At 57.4% G+C, this 17,628-nt stretch carries 12 protein-coding genes; 7 read left to right on the top strand and 5 right to left on the bottom strand.

From position 1 onward, the window contains the following. Nucleotides 1-182: 182 nt before the first annotated feature. From ACERIM_RS13485 to ACERIM_RS13465, 5 genes are all read right to left on the bottom strand, one after another. Nucleotides 183-1,070, bottom strand: coding sequence for a phosphatidylserine/phosphatidylglycerophosphate/cardiolipin synthase family protein (locus ACERIM_RS13485; RefSeq protein ID WP_373633106.1), 888 nt, complete (start codon nucleotides 1,068-1,070; stop codon nucleotides 183-185). Then, entirely contained in the window at nucleotides 1,067-3,016 is a 1,950-nt protein-coding gene (locus ACERIM_RS13480; protein WP_373633105.1) for a Zn-binding domain-containing protein, read from the bottom strand. The genes ACERIM_RS13485 and ACERIM_RS13480 overlap by 4 nt, the downstream gene beginning before the upstream one ends. Nucleotides 3,017-3,018: 2 nt before the next feature. Beyond that, the gene (locus ACERIM_RS13475) at nucleotides 3,019-6,711 is read right to left on the bottom strand and encodes a helicase-related protein (RefSeq protein ID WP_373633103.1); all 3,693 of its coding nucleotides are present in this window, start codon (nucleotides 6,709-6,711) and stop codon (nucleotides 3,019-3,021) included. A 193-nt stretch (nucleotides 6,712-6,904) separates the two neighbouring features. After that, entirely contained in the window at nucleotides 6,905-9,370 is a 2,466-nt protein-coding gene (locus ACERIM_RS13470; RefSeq protein WP_373633102.1) for a DrmE family protein, read from the bottom strand. A 510-nt stretch (nucleotides 9,371-9,880) separates the two neighbouring features. Further along, nucleotides 9,881-10,117, bottom strand: coding sequence for a hypothetical protein (locus tag ACERIM_RS13465; protein WP_373633101.1), 237 nt, complete (start codon nucleotides 10,115-10,117; stop codon nucleotides 9,881-9,883). Nucleotides 10,118-10,727: 610 nt separating this feature from the next. Here ACERIM_RS13465 and ACERIM_RS13460 point away from each other — a divergent pair. The 7 genes from ACERIM_RS13460 (at nucleotide 10,728) to ACERIM_RS13430 (ending at nucleotide 17,387) form a co-directional block, all read left to right on the top strand. After that, nucleotides 10,728-11,708 carry a hypothetical protein gene (locus tag ACERIM_RS13460; RefSeq protein WP_373633100.1) on the top strand — a complete coding sequence of 327 codons (981 nt, stop codon included), beginning with the start codon at nucleotides 10,728-10,730 and terminating at the stop codon, nucleotides 11,706-11,708. A gap of 254 nt (nucleotides 11,709-11,962) precedes the next feature. Beyond that, nucleotides 11,963-12,787 (top strand): hypothetical protein, encoded by an 825-nt coding sequence (locus ACERIM_RS13455; protein WP_373633223.1) that lies wholly within the window; start codon nucleotides 11,963-11,965, stop codon nucleotides 12,785-12,787. A 183-nt stretch (nucleotides 12,788-12,970) separates the two neighbouring features. Next, nucleotides 12,971-13,921, top strand: a complete 951-nt coding sequence (locus ACERIM_RS13450; protein WP_373633222.1) for a hypothetical protein — start codon at nucleotides 12,971-12,973, stop codon at nucleotides 13,919-13,921. After that, nucleotides 13,918-14,580: a hypothetical protein gene (locus tag ACERIM_RS13445; protein WP_373633099.1), complete on the top strand. Its 663-nt coding sequence runs from the start codon at nucleotides 13,918-13,920 to the stop codon at nucleotides 14,578-14,580. Before ACERIM_RS13450 ends, ACERIM_RS13445 begins: the two co-directional genes overlap by 4 nt. Nucleotides 14,581-14,751: 171 nt before the next feature. After that, a complete protein-coding gene (locus ACERIM_RS13440) occupies nucleotides 14,752-15,810 on the top strand; it encodes an HNH endonuclease (RefSeq protein WP_373633097.1) in 1,059 nt (352 codons plus the stop codon). 110 nt (nucleotides 15,811-15,920) lie between these two features. After that, complete coding sequence (locus ACERIM_RS13435; RefSeq protein ID WP_373633096.1) at nucleotides 15,921-16,460, top strand: hypothetical protein; 540 nt, start codon at nucleotides 15,921-15,923, stop codon at nucleotides 16,458-16,460. 246 nt (nucleotides 16,461-16,706) lie between these two features. Continuing rightward, complete coding sequence (locus ACERIM_RS13430; protein ID WP_373633094.1) at nucleotides 16,707-17,387, top strand: hypothetical protein; 681 nt, start codon at nucleotides 16,707-16,709, stop codon at nucleotides 17,385-17,387. Nucleotides 17,388-17,628 lie beyond the last annotated feature (241 nt).

Here is a 17,628-nt window from a genome sequence, read left to right as displayed (position 1 = left end):
TTTCGATAGAAGTATATTACTTTGCTATCGCAGGGGGATTGGCTTCTAATTTGATCTGGTCAAAGTCAGTCTCTGACTGAGACGCGCTGTATAGAAACCTATCGCCTCCTGAAGGTTTCAACGAGGTAGACGACATCAAAGGCAGATAGCCCGTAAACCCGCAATTCAAGGAGTTTCACCGGCTATATCGGCAGTTCAACTGGATGGGAGTACTCGAACACTTCGTCGAACACTGTCGCAGCGTCCTCAACGATGTCACCTTCGACGACGACGCCGAACTCAAAGTTAGTCGAGAGACTCGTATCGGTCAGGTTCGCGCTTCCGACGTAGCAGACCCTATCGTCAACGATCACGATCTTCGCGTGAGTCGCAAACGCTTGGGACCCCTGTCTCTCGTCCCATCGATAGAGGTCTCTCACCTCGAAGTTGTCGCGGTGGTCCTCGTCGATCAAGTCCCACATCTTGTTGAGCGTCGTTCGTGTATCGCCTTCCTCGTCTGCGGTCTCTCGGGTCAGTAGTCGTGTCTCGACACCTCGCCGGGGGAGACTCGCAAGGTCGGACACGAGTTCGAGTGATGGATCGAAGTACGGGTTGGCGATCCGTACCGACGAATCGGCGTCGAACACCTGGTTACGGATCGTAGAGGCGATGTCGGGGATCGAACGGACGCGTGCGGAGGTCGGTTCGAATCCTCCTGGAAGTGTAGCCACGAACTTGACGACGTCGTCCTGGCCCGTGTGGGAGGAACGACCGTCAGATGCAATCACCGCGGCTTGCTGGGTCAGTACTCGGTCTACTTCAGAGGGATCGACTTCGAAAGTGTAGTCCGCAAAACCCCGCTCGTCAGTCGCCGATTGAGTCGCTGCTCCGTTCTTCTGGAGACAGGTGAAGAGGGCAGCCGCCTCTCGGGTAGTCAGCGGTGTTTCTAACCCCCGATCTACGTCGTCCCGAGTTACGGCGCTGCGGTCGAGAGCCAAGATGGTGTCTCGGATAGCGACGACACGGTCAAAGTCGTCGAACTGGCGGACCACTGCGAAGTTCGTACAAATCGCGTCGTGGTCGTCGGTCACACGTATCCTGACTCCCAGAACGCGGGTATTCGACCTCTGTCGCCGCCGACTAAATATCGGCGGTCGAGGTTCCCGTTGGCGCTCTCGCAAGCGACTTCACTCATGTGAAGGCACGCGTGGCAGGCACCATCCTCGTGTTCACACACGGGGTCGTAGACGCACTGCTGGACGTCCGCGATAGTCTCGTCTACCCATGGGTGAATCCTCGTCTTGAACAGTGTGTGCATCCCTCCTAGGGAGAAGTGTTCGGTGCTGCTCGCGTAGAGGAAGATCGCCGGAACGCTCGGCATCACGTACTCCGAGATGCTGTTACTGTCGAGACCACACTGTCCGCTTGCCGTCCGCATCAACGCGTGGCTCATCGAGTGGAGGAGCGTGTACACTTCCCGTGTGAGACCGTCTTCGATGGGCGAGTAGTGGTCACGGAGTTCGTTGGTGTCCACGTTCTCCAAGAACCACTCCTTGAGGTCACTCTCATCGTCTGTATCGGGACGCTCAACACCACGCAGTGCGCCCTTCTCGTCCAGCCACTCGATGATCGCGGATCGGTCCACTTGGAGGACGATTGCCTCAGAGGGCGTTTGGTCAACGTACACGGGAGTGCTGTCCTCACCCCGGGGATGTGGGAAGGGCTGCAGGTCCGTCCGCGACCGTTCGGGGCGGTCGCGGGTGAACCCGAACGTGTAGTTCAGCAGGGGGAGATTGTCCACGACCCACGCCGACGCGATGTTCACTTTCTGGAGCTTTTCCGGGTATACCTCTGCCTCCGGGTTCGATTCGAGGAAATCATCCTGCTCCAAGAGACCGTCTAGGGACAGAGGAGTGGGTTGCCGCTCCATCCCGTCCGTAGCGTCTAGATTCCCTTCGTATCCCTGAGTCGAGCGCAGATAGGTGAAGAGTTCGTGAGAGAGCGTCGAGTACGCCTGATCAACGTCACTATCGCCGTCTCGCTGGGAGGGGAGCTCGACACGTTCGCGGTTCTTTTCCACAACCTCCTCTCGCGTCGAACCCTTTATCGTGTCTTCCGCGACGTCGAAGACGTCTCCGAGATCCACTCCGCTCTCGATCATCTTTTCGACCTGATCTGCACCCACTTTCTCCTTCAGCTCCTCTATCTGCTTCTCCCGGCGTTTCGCGTCGCGTTCGTCCGTCGTCATCCGGCCGAGTTCTTCGTAGGTCTTCCCCTCCTCTTCAACGACGTCGTTAAGGTCACCAAGGTGAGCGGCCATCAGTATGCGGGCCCAGCTCTCACCGTATTCGATGTCGCCGCTGTATCGTTGGTCGATTGGAAGGTTGACGAGGACGTCGCCTTGGGAGTAGTAGACGGAGTTGCTCGCTATCGGACGGAAGTAGACGCGTTCCTTGTTACACTTGGTGCAACGCTTCGACATGTTCCCACAGAAGTCGCCACACTCACCACAGTAGAAGTACCACGAAAGGGGGTCGTTGATGTTCTGCTTGTTGAGGTAGATGTGGTCGTATCCGTGGTCCGGGTTGCTGCAGGGTTGCGGGTTAATCGACATCATGTTCCCGCAGTCGTGCACAAGAACGAAGGCGAGTTGACGGAGTTCACCGCCACACTCGGGGCACTCCCCGTTGGTGTAGACGAAGTGACTGGGCTCTTTCTTACTCACGACGCGGTGGCAACTCCGGTTCTGACAGTACATGGTCAGCGGGTAGAGTGATCCGACGACGCGGTTCGGTCGTCGGAAATCCACGTCGTCTACCGTGAGGTCTACCCAGGGATCCTCGTCGTCGTTCCGGAAACTAGATGCGTGAGTGGCGATCTGTTCCGCGACGTAGTTCGCGTCAAGCGAGTCGATCTTGTCGGTCTCCCAACGGGACACTTTCATCGATAGTCCCCGCCGCCCATAGTCGAAGAGCGACTCGGGACCGAATCGGTACATCACCTGTGCCAGACCGCGTTTCATCTCTGAATCTGCCATCGTTACTTCCTCCTGTCGAACATATTCAGCACCTGTGCGGTACCCGTATCGACGTCAATCGGGAGCTGCTCGTCGATGTCCCGAAGACTCCGCATCGGTCCTCGGTCGTCCTCACTACGCTTGATCATGTTCCCGATCCAACCTTGGTAACCGTCCTTCGGGTGGCCGGACATACATCGTTCCCAGATATCTTCGAACTCCCGCTCAACTTTCCTCTCGTAGAGATCGACCGTCCGATCCTCCGCCCACTCAGGGCGCTGGTCGGACGTGACACAGTAGGACCGCTTCACGAATTCGAGGAGTTCGTCCTTGTCGAGATCGCCCGCACGCTGTGCCTCTCGGAACGAGTCGTAGAGGTACACGCGCCCGGCAGAGGATTCCAGTTGCTCGTCGTAGTACTGAAGGAGCGTCGCAGCGAAGATACCCGGCATCGTGCAGTTCACCGCGAACTCGGCCCAGCGCTCTAGCGGGGTCGCTTCGACGAGGAGGTCCTGGAAGTCGTGGTACCGGTCAAACCGCGTGTAGTGAGAGCGGTCGCGGACGTGGACCGGGTTGAACAAGTCGAAGACGGTACCCGTGACGTGGCGACCGACACGAGAGTACGCCTGGATGTACTCCGCCGTCTGTCGTGGCATCCCGAAGAACGAGATGAAGTTCAGAGTGTCTACGTCAACGCCGTGGGAGATCATGCTGGTCGCGTTGACGATGTCCACGGGGTCGTCGGGATCCTCCGATTCAAGACGTCCTAACACGTCACGAACGACATCGAACCCCGTTTCACCGCTCATCACTACGGAGTTCAGCGGGTCGCGTTCTTCTTCCCGCGTCTCCAGCCATGGGTTGATCATGGAGGGGACAGCACGCTGGAGACGGTCGCTGTCTACTTTCTGGATATTGTACGCGATTTGCGTATCGTAGTACTCCAAGATGTCTAGGATGGCGTTCCGCCTCTCTGAATCTTCGTCGGGAAGACCGAGGTCAACGACTTCCCCGTGCGGTGTCGTGCGATGGTGCTCTCGTTCTAATGCCGCCGAGAGTTCGTCCGGGTTCCGCTGGTAGTGCTGGACAATATCAGCGTACTCACGGAGAACCTCGACCAGTGCGTACGTCCGCGATACGTTGTGCGGGACCGAACCGACGATGCGACGACCGAGTCGGTGGGGGTCCTCGTACGCGTAGAACGACTGTTTGAGAAGTGGGCCCGGAGAGGGGTAGGTGTTCACGTCCTTCCAGTAGAGGGCGTGAACCTGGTTCTCAGCACCCTTGATCGTCGCCGTCGCGGTGACGTTCTTGATGTCCCAGCCGTCACCGACCCGGTTGGCCCACTCCTGGAGGAACGTCTCGTAGTGGGAGTCGAACGCGCCGAACTCCTCACGGAGGAGGTGAAGTTCGTCCTGAATCAGGATAGACGGCGGGTCCACTGGGTCAACGTCCTCAACGTCTTCGTCGCAACTGTACCGTGAGTACCCCCGGTTCGCCACCAAGCATCGGTTCTCTCCCGAGAACCCGTGCTTCGGACAGCGTTTCTTCAACCGGCCGAAGAGGGTACGGAAACGACGTTGCATCCCGACGACAGCGATTTTGTCGATAGTGCTCACCACGAAGGTCGGAGCGTATCGATATACCTCTCGGTCCGTCACGTAGATTGGGAGCTCCTCTTCGTCGCAGTCGTCGTTCGTACAGATGTGGAGGAGGCGCATCCGGTCGTAGTCGCCGTCCAGCTTGACGGCGTCCTCACCACAGAACGGACACGTCGTCACGATCTTCCACTTCTCTGCGTAGCGGCTGTCCTCCTCTTTCACCAGACTGATGTTGTCGGTGAGGTTGCCGTCCTCGTCAGTCTCCATCAGTTGGTTCGGAGTGTTCCCGCTCCCGACGAAGTACCCGAGGCTGAACTCGTCGGTTTCAGGGCACTCACGACGGCGAATCAGTTCCGCTTGCGCGAAGACGTCTGCGATGCGCTGGAGTTGTTGGAGAGAGAGCAGCCGGAGGGGAAACTTCGTGAGCGCCGTCGTCCCGTGAGCCTTCCCCCTGAGTCGATCTCGGAACGCAGTGAAGACGACGAGGCCGAGGTATGCCTCGGTCTTCCCACCACCGGTAGGGAAGTAGATCACGTCAACCTCGTCCAAACAATGGTCCTCAGCGTCGATATCTTCGGTTTGGGCCACTACGTCCGGGATGGCCATGACGATGTAGATGATTTGGAAGAGGTACCACTCCTCGTACTTCGTCCCCATCTGGTCGAACGTCTGGTTCATAAACTTAAACGCCGCTCGACTGTGGCCTACGTCGTCCCGGATGAGCTTCCGGCCTTGGTCGAAGCGCCGTCGTTCTTTCTCAAAAGCCTCCAGGTTCTCGTCGAACTTCTCGCGTGCTTCGTCGCTCCGGTCGGTCAGGACTTCGGAGCGCATTGACTCGTATTGTTCCCGGGCTTCTTCCATCTCCCGAGAGATGCGGTCTAAGTGCGTCTCGATAGTCCCCCACGCGAAGTCGCTGAACGGGGCTGAGAGAGTCTCTCGGCTACGGTACTTCCGCTGCTCGTGAATCGGAACGGTCACCGTCTCTATCGTGGTGGGATCGGTTCGTTCGACGCTACAGTTGCGTCCGAGACCATCCATCTCGGGGTCGTAATGGTACTCGTTCCTGATCTCGTCGGAGACGAACGGCTCAATCGGGGTCTCCTCGACAGAAACTTCGGAGTTGACGTCAAAGAAGAAAGCCCGCCACTCCTCGCCTTTAGGGTTGAGCGCATCGGGATACTCAACACCGTGTTTGTTCACGAAGGAAATGGAGACGATGATGTCGTCCTCGTCGTATTGGGCTGTAAGAGATATCTCGAAATCCCACACCGGCGTCGGCGTGTCTCCACTGAAGCGTTGTTCTAAGAACGTCTCGAAGGTTTCCTCGTCTTCCAGAGCAGTTTCCGGAATCTTGTCCTCGTTACGACTGTCTACCTCTTCAGGCGGGTCCGGCTCCCGGTACCGGCGCTCGTCTTGCCGGTAGGTCTCCATCGCGTCCGTCAGCGCATCGTCAGCAGTGAGTGGAGGCAGCTCGCTGTCGGACTTTGCAGCTCGCTTTAGGTCGCCTGCGGTAACTGTGAGAGGGCCAGCTTCAATCTGAACTCGTTCGTACACTGGTCGGAGTTCCTCTAGTGACGTTTCGTCTCCGGCATACTCTTCGGATTCCTCGTCCTCGGACTCTTCGTCCTCCTCAGGCGGTGTTAGCGCATCGTCTTCAGCAATCTCCGGATCGAATCCGACGGGCCCCCCGAACTCCTGTTGCTCCTCGTAGGTCGGTAGACGGCGATAGTAGACCTTCGCAGTCGGATTGATCGTCACCGTCTCGTCGTCCGGAACTGACGCCGGGAGCTTGAACTGGAGCCCCATAGTGAAGGGCGCGACTCGCGTGGCGATGTTCCCGAACGCGTCGTCGGACTCTTGGGCTTCGCGGTACTGGTACTGGCTCGCTAATGCGCCCGCAAAGAACTGGTCCTTCGGGTTGACGTCGTAGACGGTCTGACCGTAGTCGCCTCGTCCCGTGATTCGTTCGACGAGTCGTTCTAGTAGAACGTTGTTGACAGCTTGGTGCTGCTGATACTCCTTGTCGTCTTCGTCTATCTCGTACGCGTCGTCCGGTGGTCGAACGTATCCACGGGAGTCGGATTGTGGTGGAATTTCACGCGGCCCAAGGCCCATATGCTCTCGTCATAGCAAAGTATCATAAGTTTAGGGAAGGAGTCCGATCCCGGATGACAAATCTATCTGGGGAGTAGGTTACTCAGTCCAGTCGCCGTATAACAGCCTGTGACTAGAGGTGCGCAGCAGCAGAAACCAGATGGCACAGTTCATTTAGACAAGGTCTCGACTGACCAGAGACTATACGAAGTGGTCAGAACCCACGTAATCGTCCTATCTGTGAACTCTTGGCCTCAACACCCTCCTCTATCGATTGGATGTTGAGTCGGAAGAGGTACTTTCCGATCTCGAAGTCGCTGAGTCGGATGTCCGGACTCTCCGACAGCATTACGTCGTCTAGCGTTCCGTTGGCGGCAGATCGAAGTGCTGTCTGTCTGAGTGCTTTCTTCAGACGACTATATATTGTCTCCATCTCCTGTACGGCGTTCCACACCTGGCTGAAGTTCTCTTTCACACCGTCGAGATCGTACGCATCGGCAATAGCCCAGAAGCTCTTCTTCGAGCGTGTTCGGTGGACTTCCATCTCGTACCACCGCTCGTAGGTGCCGCGGTTCTTGTCGAGACCCTGTTGCTCCATCTTCTCAACGAAGTCGTCTAGGTCGTCACCGGTCTTCTCCAAGGCGGCTTCAAGGTTGACTTTCCACAGGTTCGCATAGTAGTACAGTCCGACGTCTCCGCGTTCACGAATCAACGCGTACAGTTGGTCACGCATCTCGTCGGTATCTTCCAGGTGGACGACGACATCGTGTTCCTTGAGGCGCGAGGCGTTCTTCTTGAACAGTTTGTCGTGGCCTTCGCGTACGGTGTAGATTTCGGTACCCTTGCGGAGATGCATGGACAGTCCGTCGTCAAAGTGGACATCAAGACAGTCGGTTTCTGTCCGTCCCCCAGAGGTGGTCGTCTGGTGCGTGGAGGACGTCTCGTACTCAGTAGGGTCAAAGTCTTCGCTGTCCTCGTAATCTGTCTCGTACCCTCGCACGATTTCACTCAGGTCTTCTCCTTCGGCATCGTCTACGGAGATGTCCTCACCGAGATCGCTCGTACTGGGCTCCTCGTACTCGGGGAGGTCGATGTTCACACGTTCGACATCCGCGGGTTCGTCCGTAGCGATACGGGTCAGGTTGTCGATCACGTTCCAGAACTTCGTGTCCGCAATCGACTCAAAGGAATCCTCCAAGGCGTCCACCTGTGAATGGAGGAGACCCATTTCGATGGGATACGCCAGGACAATAGCGTCTGTTGCGACGGCGGTTCGGAGGAGACCACGGTCGCCCCACCTAAGTGCGCCATATAGGACGACGTGGTCCGTCGGGTCTGCCGAGCGAATACTGTGAGTGTCGTGTATCGAGAGGTCGTCACCCAGGTCACGGTAGAGAGCAGCGTGCTCCGACTGGAGGAACGTCTTGAGTGCTTGCTGTTGACTCTCTGTCGCAGTAACGACGGAAATCGAGTCCCCTCTGTCGAGTGCACCGTAGAGCAGGTTGTCAACTAGCACGCCCTGTTTCTTGTCGCTCGCAGGAACATCGTCCCAAAGCTCCTCCAACTCTTCGAGAGCCGAGACTACATCCCGGAACGTGCCGGTGGCGGGATTAGCCTCGGGATCGGACGCGATGCGGCCCGCGAACCGACCAAGTTGCGCGAGCCGGCTTGATATCGTCGTCCGCCGGGCATGAAAGTCGGCCACGTCAAGGGGGGTCAAGAGTTCGCGGAAACTCCCCAGAGTGTACCGCACGAGCTGCTGACCTCGCTTGAGGATGTCGGCGTCCAGCTCTCGCGCTAAATACTCGAACCTCGCTCGACGGTCGTTTGCCCGTTTTAGGGCTGTGAGGAGATCTCCGTCACCGCACGTATGGACGTCGATAGAAAGCCCCGAAACGCGGTTCTGCTCCCGCTTAGCGACGACCTGCGCACGGTGGGTTGTCGGACTCACTTCCTCGTCGGTACCTATCCATTCGTACCCATTATCTCGATCACTCTCGACTACGGCAGACAACAGCCGAGGTGGCCACGTCCAGAGGAACGCTCGTCCACGTAGTTTCTCCACAAGGTCTGACGTCGGATTGCTCGTGAAGTAGACTATCGCGGGTACATCGTTTCGCTGTTTCCATTTCAATAATCGGAGGAGGCGTTCTTCGTCGTACTTCACAGAGTCGTCGTAGATTACACATCGAACCCGGTCTCCGACATCATCCGAAGGAATACGCGTGCTTGTGTACGAGAAGAGAAACCGCGCAGGCTTGTCGGGGTAGTTCAGGTTCTTCGTTACTGTCGCTAGAGAGCCGTCTTTCGTCACGTTAGCTATCGGGGTCTCTTCACGCGCGTAGCGAGACTTGTCGTGTGGCGGCCGCATTGATGCCGGAGCAAGCTGCCGGAACCGTTCGCGGAATTCCGTGTTGGAGCTGAGCAGGAAGACCGCGTTACGGCCATCTACCCCGGGTCCGAAGAGTGCTTCAAGGGCATGGAGATGCAGAAATTCGGCTCTGTCGGACGGCGTCACGACGATGAGGTCCTGGCCACGCTCTAACATCGCGTTAAGGAGGCCTGCGTGTACTCTCGTCGTGGCCGGGAAGTGAACTAGTCGCTCTTCGTCAGCGAGATTGCCGGACGAGATGAACGGCGACTTAACCGCTGGCGTGTCGAAGAGTTCGCTGAGCGGCACAACTCTGACAAAACGAGTAAGGCTGGAAATAATTTACTAAATGTTATACGATTTAACCGTGCCCGTGGAATGTTCTCAAAACGCGAACTATTGACAGATAAATTATAATTCGGTATATCTTATGAGGGGCCCGAATTACCTCTTAAAATATTACTGTGGCGAAGAAGATATGGAGGCGAGATAAATTCGATACGGACGGGTATCACTGGACTTAACCAATGGACGGCTGGTGAACGTATGTAGGCAGTCATACTGGTTATCAGTCACGGTAGCTGCAATCCAATCATCACTTCCGGAGAGACAGAATCATGGTTGAATGCATCTTTGATGCGACCATAGAGGCTGGCCGTCAGATTGTCGGCGGTATACGGCCAGACTGGAAGGGTCCGATACCTGAGCCAGCACCAGATATGAATGGCGAGCGATGTTTTCCATGTCTTGGAATATTCCTTTGATTGCTACAGTCATGGAAGTCGTTAGGTTGCACGGCCGAAGTGTTTCCTCACATCGTCATTTAGAGTCTCCCTGGCAGACTACATCCTGTAGTTCTTCATAGAGTTCTGGATGGTGTTCCCGTAGTACTTCTACGTCTTTAGGAAGTTCATCTTGGATACGGCTCCTAACACGTGAAATCGCTTGATACCGCTTGTTTTCATCGACCTCCTCTGTATTCGAGATTTGCTTTCTATCAGTCTTTGTCAGTAATGCTCGAGTCCGCGCCATCTTGTCCTTGCTTCCGTCGCTCATTGCAAATACACCCACCATTTGCAAATACACAAACTTTGCGAATAGGCAAACGTATGCGAATATACAAACTACTAAGACGGTGAGGACTCAAGAACTGAGTGAGAACTCGTCTCTCGGAGAAATCCCGGCGGTTAGGGCCGCCGAGGCGGGTTCTCAGCAACAGCACCAAAGAACCCATGAAAGAATTAACTGCAGAGGATGAAGAAGTTGCTGATAGGCTAACTGAAGACATATCAAAAATAAAACAGATTTCGCTCGGGGAAGGGGCCGCGACATGTTTGGTGTGCGGCTCTTCTATTCGTGAGGGTGAGCCGGTTGTTACGTACGTGTTCCAGCCGGCTGGCGAAGTAATGTTTCACGTCGGGTACGTTCTGTGTGATGACGATCGGGACGAATACTCGTCGGAGTTCACGCTCGGCGTGCGCGAGTTACTTGTCGAGGGCCGTGTTGGGTGGTGTTTTGATGGGGCGACGCAGTCGTCGTGGCCGGTTCTGCTGGCTCCAAGGGTGCTTGGGGTGAGCGCGGCAGCGACGAAGTCACTTCGGAAGTGCGTGACTGGTGAGGACCAGATTGACCTGAATCCGTCGAGCGGGGAATGCGAGGTGGGGCGATGACATTGAGTGACGAGTCTGCGCTGGACGTGTCGCATCTGGACATCGACCTGGATCTCCCGCGATCACTCGACGAGATGCTGCTCCCAGATCTGTACGTCGGCCTCGAAATTGATCTGCTGTCCCCTGGTGATGGGATCGTGACGGATAGACACCATGCCTCAGCAGACCGGTATGAGGCGGATGATCCGATGAATCAGATTGAGGGCCAGATTTCGCCGTTCACGTTGTCGGGCTGGCTGCGGCATGGCTGTGAGCAGGTGCTCCAGGCTGCTGGTGCGACGGCGTGCCATCCGGGTGAGTCGAATGCGGATTACATGCGTGAAGGCGTGTACCAGAGGGATCTCGATTCCGGGTACCACGAGAAGGGCAGTTGCCTTGACGATCACGATGATGGGTGCGTGGTGTACGACGTGTTCGGCGGGTTCGGTGATCAGCCGGGCAAACTGCTGCGTCGCCCGGTGTCGTTTTCGCCGATCCGGAGACAAGTGGATGTCCTAGACGGAGAGGCGGAAGCGCACTACCGACAAATCTCGAACCAGGTTCGGTCGCGGAACGATGAGGACGGCGGGAAGCCGCTCCGTCAAGCAGACCGTGACGTGCTTGGGAACGTTGAGGGAACGTGGAAGCTGACGCTCCGCGAGCTGAAGCCGGAGTTCGTCGGGTTGCTGTTGGAGGCCGTGTCGTTCCTCGACGCGCATAGTGATCAGTTCGAGTTCCAAGTCGGAGGCGCGAGGAACTTCGGTGCCGGAATCGCGGACACGTGGGTGATCAACCCGCTGTACACTGAACAGGAGGTTCGCCGCGTGTTTAATCGGGCGCAGGCTGCGACGTCGGCGATGGAGGGGAAGAATGAGGTGTGGGCGTCGGAGTGCCGACCGGCGTTCGTGCGGGCGTTACAGGCGCGTGTGGCGGCGCGTGATGCGGACGTGCCGATACCGGATGAGTCGGAGTCGATCGTCGGAGGTGAGTCGGCGTGACGGATCGTGGTGATGACGAGCCCGAGGATGCGCGTGATGGGCTTGACGAGTTGCAGCCGCCGGCGACGGAGTTGCGGGCGGCGACTGAAGCGGAGGCGGAAGAGGCTGCAGATGAGGACATGTCGGGTGGCGACGCAGAACCTGCTGCGGGTGCGTTGGATGAGTTGCAGCCGCCGGCGTCAGAGTTGCGGGCGGCAGCGGAACAGGACGCGGCTTCTGGTGATGAGGAGGCTGGTGCGAGTGACGGTGGTCCGATGAGTGACGTGTCTGTGTCGAGTGATTCCGTGGAGCCGCTGGTGGCGGTGTACCGGCATGATGTGCATAAGGCGCGGTCGCGGTCGCATGAGCATGCGGAGGACGAGCTTCGTGGTGTGCGGGTGAACGAGCAGGTCCCGCACGGTGCGGATGCGGACGCGGCGTTGTTGAGTCGGCCTCGTGGGGAGCCTGAGCAATCGGTGGACGCACACCAGTCGTGGTTCCGGTTGTCGCTGCTGACTGGACAGGTAGCGTCGACGACCGGGACAGTAGGTGATGTTGATGCTGCGTTACGTGAGCTGGTCGGGTGCGATGATGCGGAAGAACTCCACGCGGCGTGGTTGGAGTCGTCGGTGCCGGCGTTGTTCAGCGAGTCGCCGTACTACCCGTACACGTCGTTGAAGGTCCACACGCTGCTTACGGCAGCACTCTTGGATAACTACCGAGCAGGGTTCGAGTTCGATGAGTTGTGCGTCGCGGTGACGCCGCGTGGCGTTGCGCCGGAGATCGTGCCCCACCGGACCGTATTGGCAACGCCAGAATTCGCGTTCCATGTGACGGGTGACCCAGATGGCCGGCCGGCGGCGCGACTGGGTGACGTGCCGGCACGGTCGTTCGCTGATACGTGGGCGCGGCTTCCGGAACACCCGTTCGATGTGGACGCGTCGCGTCGATGGCGTGTGCTGGATGCGCAGCTTCGCCGGGTGCGGTCGTGGTCGGCGGCGCTGCAGTACATCGAGGACTTCACCGCGGAGTTCGACCTGACGTTGGACCCTCAGCGTGATCGTGGCGGTGCTGGATCGGGAGGTGGTCGCCGTGAGTGAGTCTCTTGATGACGTGTCGAGGCGTGATGGTGTGCGTGACTGGAGTCCTGCTCTCCTGCCGGGCTTTTGGAAGAAGTCCGCTCGAGCGGGGTGCATTGGAAACGGAGTGTGCGGTGGTTTGACCGGATGGTGCCGGCGCGGACCGGTGAGTGCTGCGTGGTGTCGGTCTGGGAGGTGGTGTGCGTGACGCGACTGCAGCAAGTCCTGTTCGAGTTGGACGGGCAGTACCTCGGGCACCCGTACTTCGTAACCGGAAACGCGTTGTTCAACGCGATCGCGCGCCGCGTGGATGAACAGGTCGCTCGAGCGTTGAGCGTGAGTCATGGCGTATTCCTACCAGGTGAATATGGGGAGTACCCGGCTGCTGCCTCGCAGGATGGGTACGCGGGGAAGCTTGGCCAGTCGCTGCCGGACGTGGAGTCGTACGAGGATTTGTTCGTGTTCCGTGACCCGGCGCAGCGTTGGTTGTTGGACTCGCGCCCGCGGGACGCGCATAACACGCATGACCTACAGACCCACGGTGATCGCGTGGCGTTCGATTCGACGTGTTGGTTCGGTCGCCCGGAGGAGATGCGAGATCATCGGCGGTCCATGTCGTGGTACCTGCATTGCTACTTGCACGCCCAGCCTAGCGACGACGTTCTCCCGTTGTCTGAGGACGTGCTCGACGGCGTGCGAGTCGGCGGGGCGAGGAACTACGGATTTGGGGAACTGTCGGTCGTGGAGACACAGCTCGTGGATGTGGAGGCGCTGGATTTCTCGCGGTTGGAAGCAGCGCAGGGCAGTGACGAGACGTGCTGGATCGAATTGGTGACGCCGTACGTGTTAGAGACTGAGCATCCGTGCGGAGATTCGCAGTCGATCCCGTGGTGGTGGGGTGTCGATGACGAGTCCGAGTTACGGTGCCGGGAGACGCGGTTCGTTAACGGGAACGAGACGTACGCGGTGCGGACGGTTGATCACGGGCAGCTCGTGCCGTACACGGGGCCGAACCCGGTTCGAACGGCGGTCAACGGTGTATACCGAGTTGGGACACACTCCAAGTTCGGGTTCAATGAGCTTCGCGTGTGGCCGCCGGGCGCTGATCGCGTTCCGGAACGCGTTGTCGCACACGACGGAGGTGATGCGGCGTGACGTTGGAGCAGGTAGCGTTTGATATTGAGACGACGGGGTTCGCCGTGGATGACGAGGTAACGGTAATTGGGTTCGCGGTGCCGCTTGGGGTGCGCGTGTTCGTGCAGACTGACGGGCGGGCTGCGCCGGACGTCGAGGACGCGGTGCGGGATCGCGTCGAGTCGCGCGTGCGTGTTTCGACCCACGAGTCTGAACGAGCGTTGTTTGAGGCGGTCGCGTCGTTCACGGCGGACCGACTGGTTGATGATGACGTGCTGCTGGTCGGGTTCAACGCTGAACTGTGGAAGTCAGGGTTCGACTTACCGTTCCTTCGGACGCGACTCGCACGAGTTGGTGTGGAGTGGCCGTTCCGGGATGTTCCCTATGCAGATCTACTGCCGGTCGTGACGAACCGGTTCAACACGACCGTTGGGGATGATGAGCGGCGTGACTTGGCAGGTGTCTACGAGACGCTGTGCGACGGGGAGTACAATGAGTTGGATCCGTTCGTGGAGAGTAGTGAAGCGGTGACAGCGTTCGAGGACGGGCGGTTCGATGACCTCGTCGTGCATAACGTCGTGGACGTGCTGCGCACCCGGCAGTTAGGCCGGCTTGCCGAAGAGTACTGCTCGAAATCCGACTTCAAACTCAAATCATTGACTGCAACCACACATGAGTAACAGGCCTGTCCCCGGTTGCGACTCGTGACTGCGGGGTGTGGTGTGGAGAGGCAGTATCAGACGGGTCGTAACTGGATGCGGTGCGGATTGAAGCGATATTCCAGTTCCAGTCGATTGCAGCGCGACGCGGTCGTATCGAGTGTGAGTGACTGCGGTTGTTCGAGAACAAAGATGGCTGAACCTGAGCCACGACCTGACGATGAGGAATCGAGTACGAGTACTGTTGAGAGTGATGGTGATGAGTCGGAGGTGACGGATCCGCACGAGTGTCACGAGACGGTGGATCCTGAGACCCGTGAGGACGTGTTGGATGACTATTCACATCGCTGCCAGGCGTGCGGGCGGCGCGGGCCTGAGAAAGGCGGGTTAGCGACGCTGCACGTGCATCACATTGAGCGGGATCCGGACGGGATGGACGAGCACGATAAGGAGAATTTGACGGTGCTGTGCCGGCCGTGTCACAGTTGGCTGCATCAACAGTCCACGCCTGATGACTCGCCAGTTGAGATCACGGACGCGGATCAAAGCGTGCTGTTACCGCAGGATATCGAGATCTTGCGAGTCCTCGCAGACGCTGGGCCAGCGCGGACGGGTGACATCGCAGCTAAGTTGACGGCGGACTTGTCGGTGTCGTCGGTGCGTGAGCGGCTCTGGGTGTTGATGGGGCTCGATAACTTGGTCGAGTCGCGTGACCGGCAAATCGTTGATAAGGACGTCGAGACAGGCGAATGGGGGTTGACAGAGCAGGTCGAGACGTCGGCGCGCGGCCACATCCCGGACGATCCGCAGTTGTTGCTGCAGCGTATGGAGGACGAGCAAGTCAGGCAAGCGCTTGAGCGGAACTCCGATCGAACCGCGATCACTGACGTCCTCGGGATCTCACGGCGAACGACGTTCAACAAGCACAAACGAGCATGTGCGTACGATTTCCCCTTGGACGTGTTCAATCGCGGTGGGCGGCCGTCGGAAGAGGAGAGTGACGGGCAGCAACCGGAGACAACCGCGGCTCAGCAGAGTGACGCGGCGGACACGCAACACCAACGCGATGATGCTGACGACGACTTAGAACCCATGGAGACGTGGGGAACCAGCGAGACACGACCGGCTGCTGCGACGGGACCCGACCAAGCTGGTGAGGCAGACACGTCGAGGGAAACACCACCCAGGGACGTGCACCGCGAGGTACAAACAGCGATCGACGCGTTAGAAGACCTCGCAGAATCGCTGTAGCAACCCGCGGTTCACACTCACCAGTACGCCTCGTTACCCTGTCCAGAATCGTAGCTACGATCGGTATCCGGATTGAAGCGATACACCAGTTGATTGGGAACGAGCACGACATGGAGAACCTCACCCTGCTGTGCCGCGCGTGTCACAGTTGGCTGCATCAACAATCCACGCCGGCTGACTCGCCGGTCGAGATCACGGACGAAGATCAAAGTGTCTTGTTACCGCAGGACATCGAAATTCTGCGGTTCCTCGCGGCGAACGGGCCGCTGCGAACCGGGGACATCGCGTCCGGACTGACGTTGGAGTTGTCCGTGTCGGCAGTCCGCGAGCGATTATGGGTGCTGATGGGACTCGACAACCGCGCCGAGTCGCGTGACCAGCAAATCGTCGATAAAGACGTCGAGACCGGCGAGTGGGGGTTGACCGAACAGATTGAGAACTCGGTGCGCGGCCACATCCCGGATGACCAGCAACTGTTGTTGCAACGCATGGAAGACGAGCAAGTCAGGCAAGCACTTGAACGTGTCTGTGACCGGAGTGCTGTGACGGACGTCCTCGGGATCTCGTGGCACACGATGTTCAACAAGATCAAGCGAGCATATGCATACGATTTCCATTGCCGGTGTTCGGCCGCGACGGCTGACCGATAGCAAATGATGCCAGTGGCAGCAATGAGCTACGAGAGCATCTCCAGCAAGCAATCAACGCGTTACAGGAGGTGGATGAAGCGCTGTAGTGAAGCAGGGGAACTAGCTATCGACCCTTTTCATTAGATGAAAATAACGAATTTAAATATACTGTGGGGCCCACAGTCAGTACAGATAGAATTTATCCTACTTTAACGACGAGTAATACTGTATGACAATGCTTTAGTAATTTCAATAGAATTTAATAATATGTCTCATGAGGAATGGGCGGCGGAAGTTCAGCGAGATGTGTGGGAGTATTGGGACCAAGAGCATGATGACTGGCCATATGGGGTGAAAACCTTCTACAGTCCGGTACATGCCGAGACCGATCTCCTGATTCTGGGGTTCCAGCCAGGTGGAGATGGAAAAAGTTCCGAACATGATGGTGATTTCTCCACGCCGGACACACACCATTACGTAAACTCCGATTGGGACTTAGCCGAGGAGATGCAGAAACTCTTTAGCGAACATGAAGAAGTGTTGAATAATAGCGTCGCTTCGAATGTGATTTTCTTCCGATCACCAGATATTGACAAATGGGACGCACTACCGAGTGATCGGCGGTTAGCAATAGAAAAATTCTGCTGGAATCATATAGAAGAACTAATATATAGAGTTGATCCAAATGTGATTCTAACTGTTGGAATTAGAACATTTGATAAAGTAATTGACCGGCTTGATCTCGAAAGCAAAGTCCTCGAAAAACGCGGTCGAGAACGTCTGGTAGTTTCATCTGCTGAATCCTCACCTCAGATAGTTGGGACAATGCATCTTACCGGCGCACAGATAGCCAGTGAGGACCGAACACGTTTATACAAACGTACACGCGAATTGCTCCAAGAGAATGTCGATAACCTCTCATTTGAAGGCCGAACTACCGGTATTTGAAACCGCTATTACCCCCTCGTCATAGAAACATTATATAATAATATTAATACGAGAGGGGAGTCTCCCAGACTCCTTTGTTAGTGGCTTTAGCACCACTATCTCTAAGTGGAAGACCGGTCCACCATCGATTAGTTCTGAAAATTTCGCAATCCGGCTTGCTGTTCGCTTCCAACGAGACCGCCGCGAGACTCACCTAACCGCCGGATATACGTTTGATAGGAGTAGTTGCCATGTTGCTGGA

Source organism: Natrinema sp. H-ect1, from assembly GCF_041821105.1.
In the GTDB taxonomy this organism is placed as follows: domain Archaea; phylum Halobacteriota; class Halobacteria; order Halobacteriales; family Natrialbaceae; genus Natrinema; species Natrinema thermotolerans.
The sequence above is the reverse complement of the archived record's forward strand: the minus strand, read 5'-3'. Positions and strand labels throughout refer to the sequence as shown.

Bases quoted from the DNA above. Each gene is read 5' to 3' on its own strand.
- ACERIM_RS13455 (WP_373633223.1), top strand. From the start codon at position 11,963: ATGAGTGACGTGTCTGTGTCGAGTGATTCCGTGGAGCCGCTGGTGGCG.
- ACERIM_RS13430 (WP_373633094.1), top strand. From the start codon at position 16,707: ATGTCTCATGAGGAATGGGCGGCGGAAGTTCAGCGAGATGTGTGGGAG.
- ACERIM_RS13460 (WP_373633100.1), top strand. From the start codon at position 10,728: ATGACATTGAGTGACGAGTCTGCGCTGGACGTGTCGCATCTGGACATC.
- ACERIM_RS13435 (WP_373633096.1), top strand. From the start codon at position 15,921: ATGGAGAACCTCACCCTGCTGTGCCGCGCGTGTCACAGTTGGCTGCAT.
- ACERIM_RS13465 (WP_373633101.1), bottom strand. From the start codon at position 10,117: ATGAGCGACGGAAGCAAGGACAAGATGGCGCGGACTCGAGCATTACTG.
- ACERIM_RS13440 (WP_373633097.1), top strand. From the start codon at position 14,752: ATGGCTGAACCTGAGCCACGACCTGACGATGAGGAATCGAGTACGAGT.
- ACERIM_RS13475 (WP_373633103.1), bottom strand. From the start codon at position 6,711: ATGGGCCTTGGGCCGCGTGAAATTCCACCACAATCCGACTCCCGTGGA.
- ACERIM_RS13480 (WP_373633105.1), bottom strand. From the start codon at position 3,016: ATGGCAGATTCAGAGATGAAACGCGGTCTGGCACAGGTGATGTACCGA.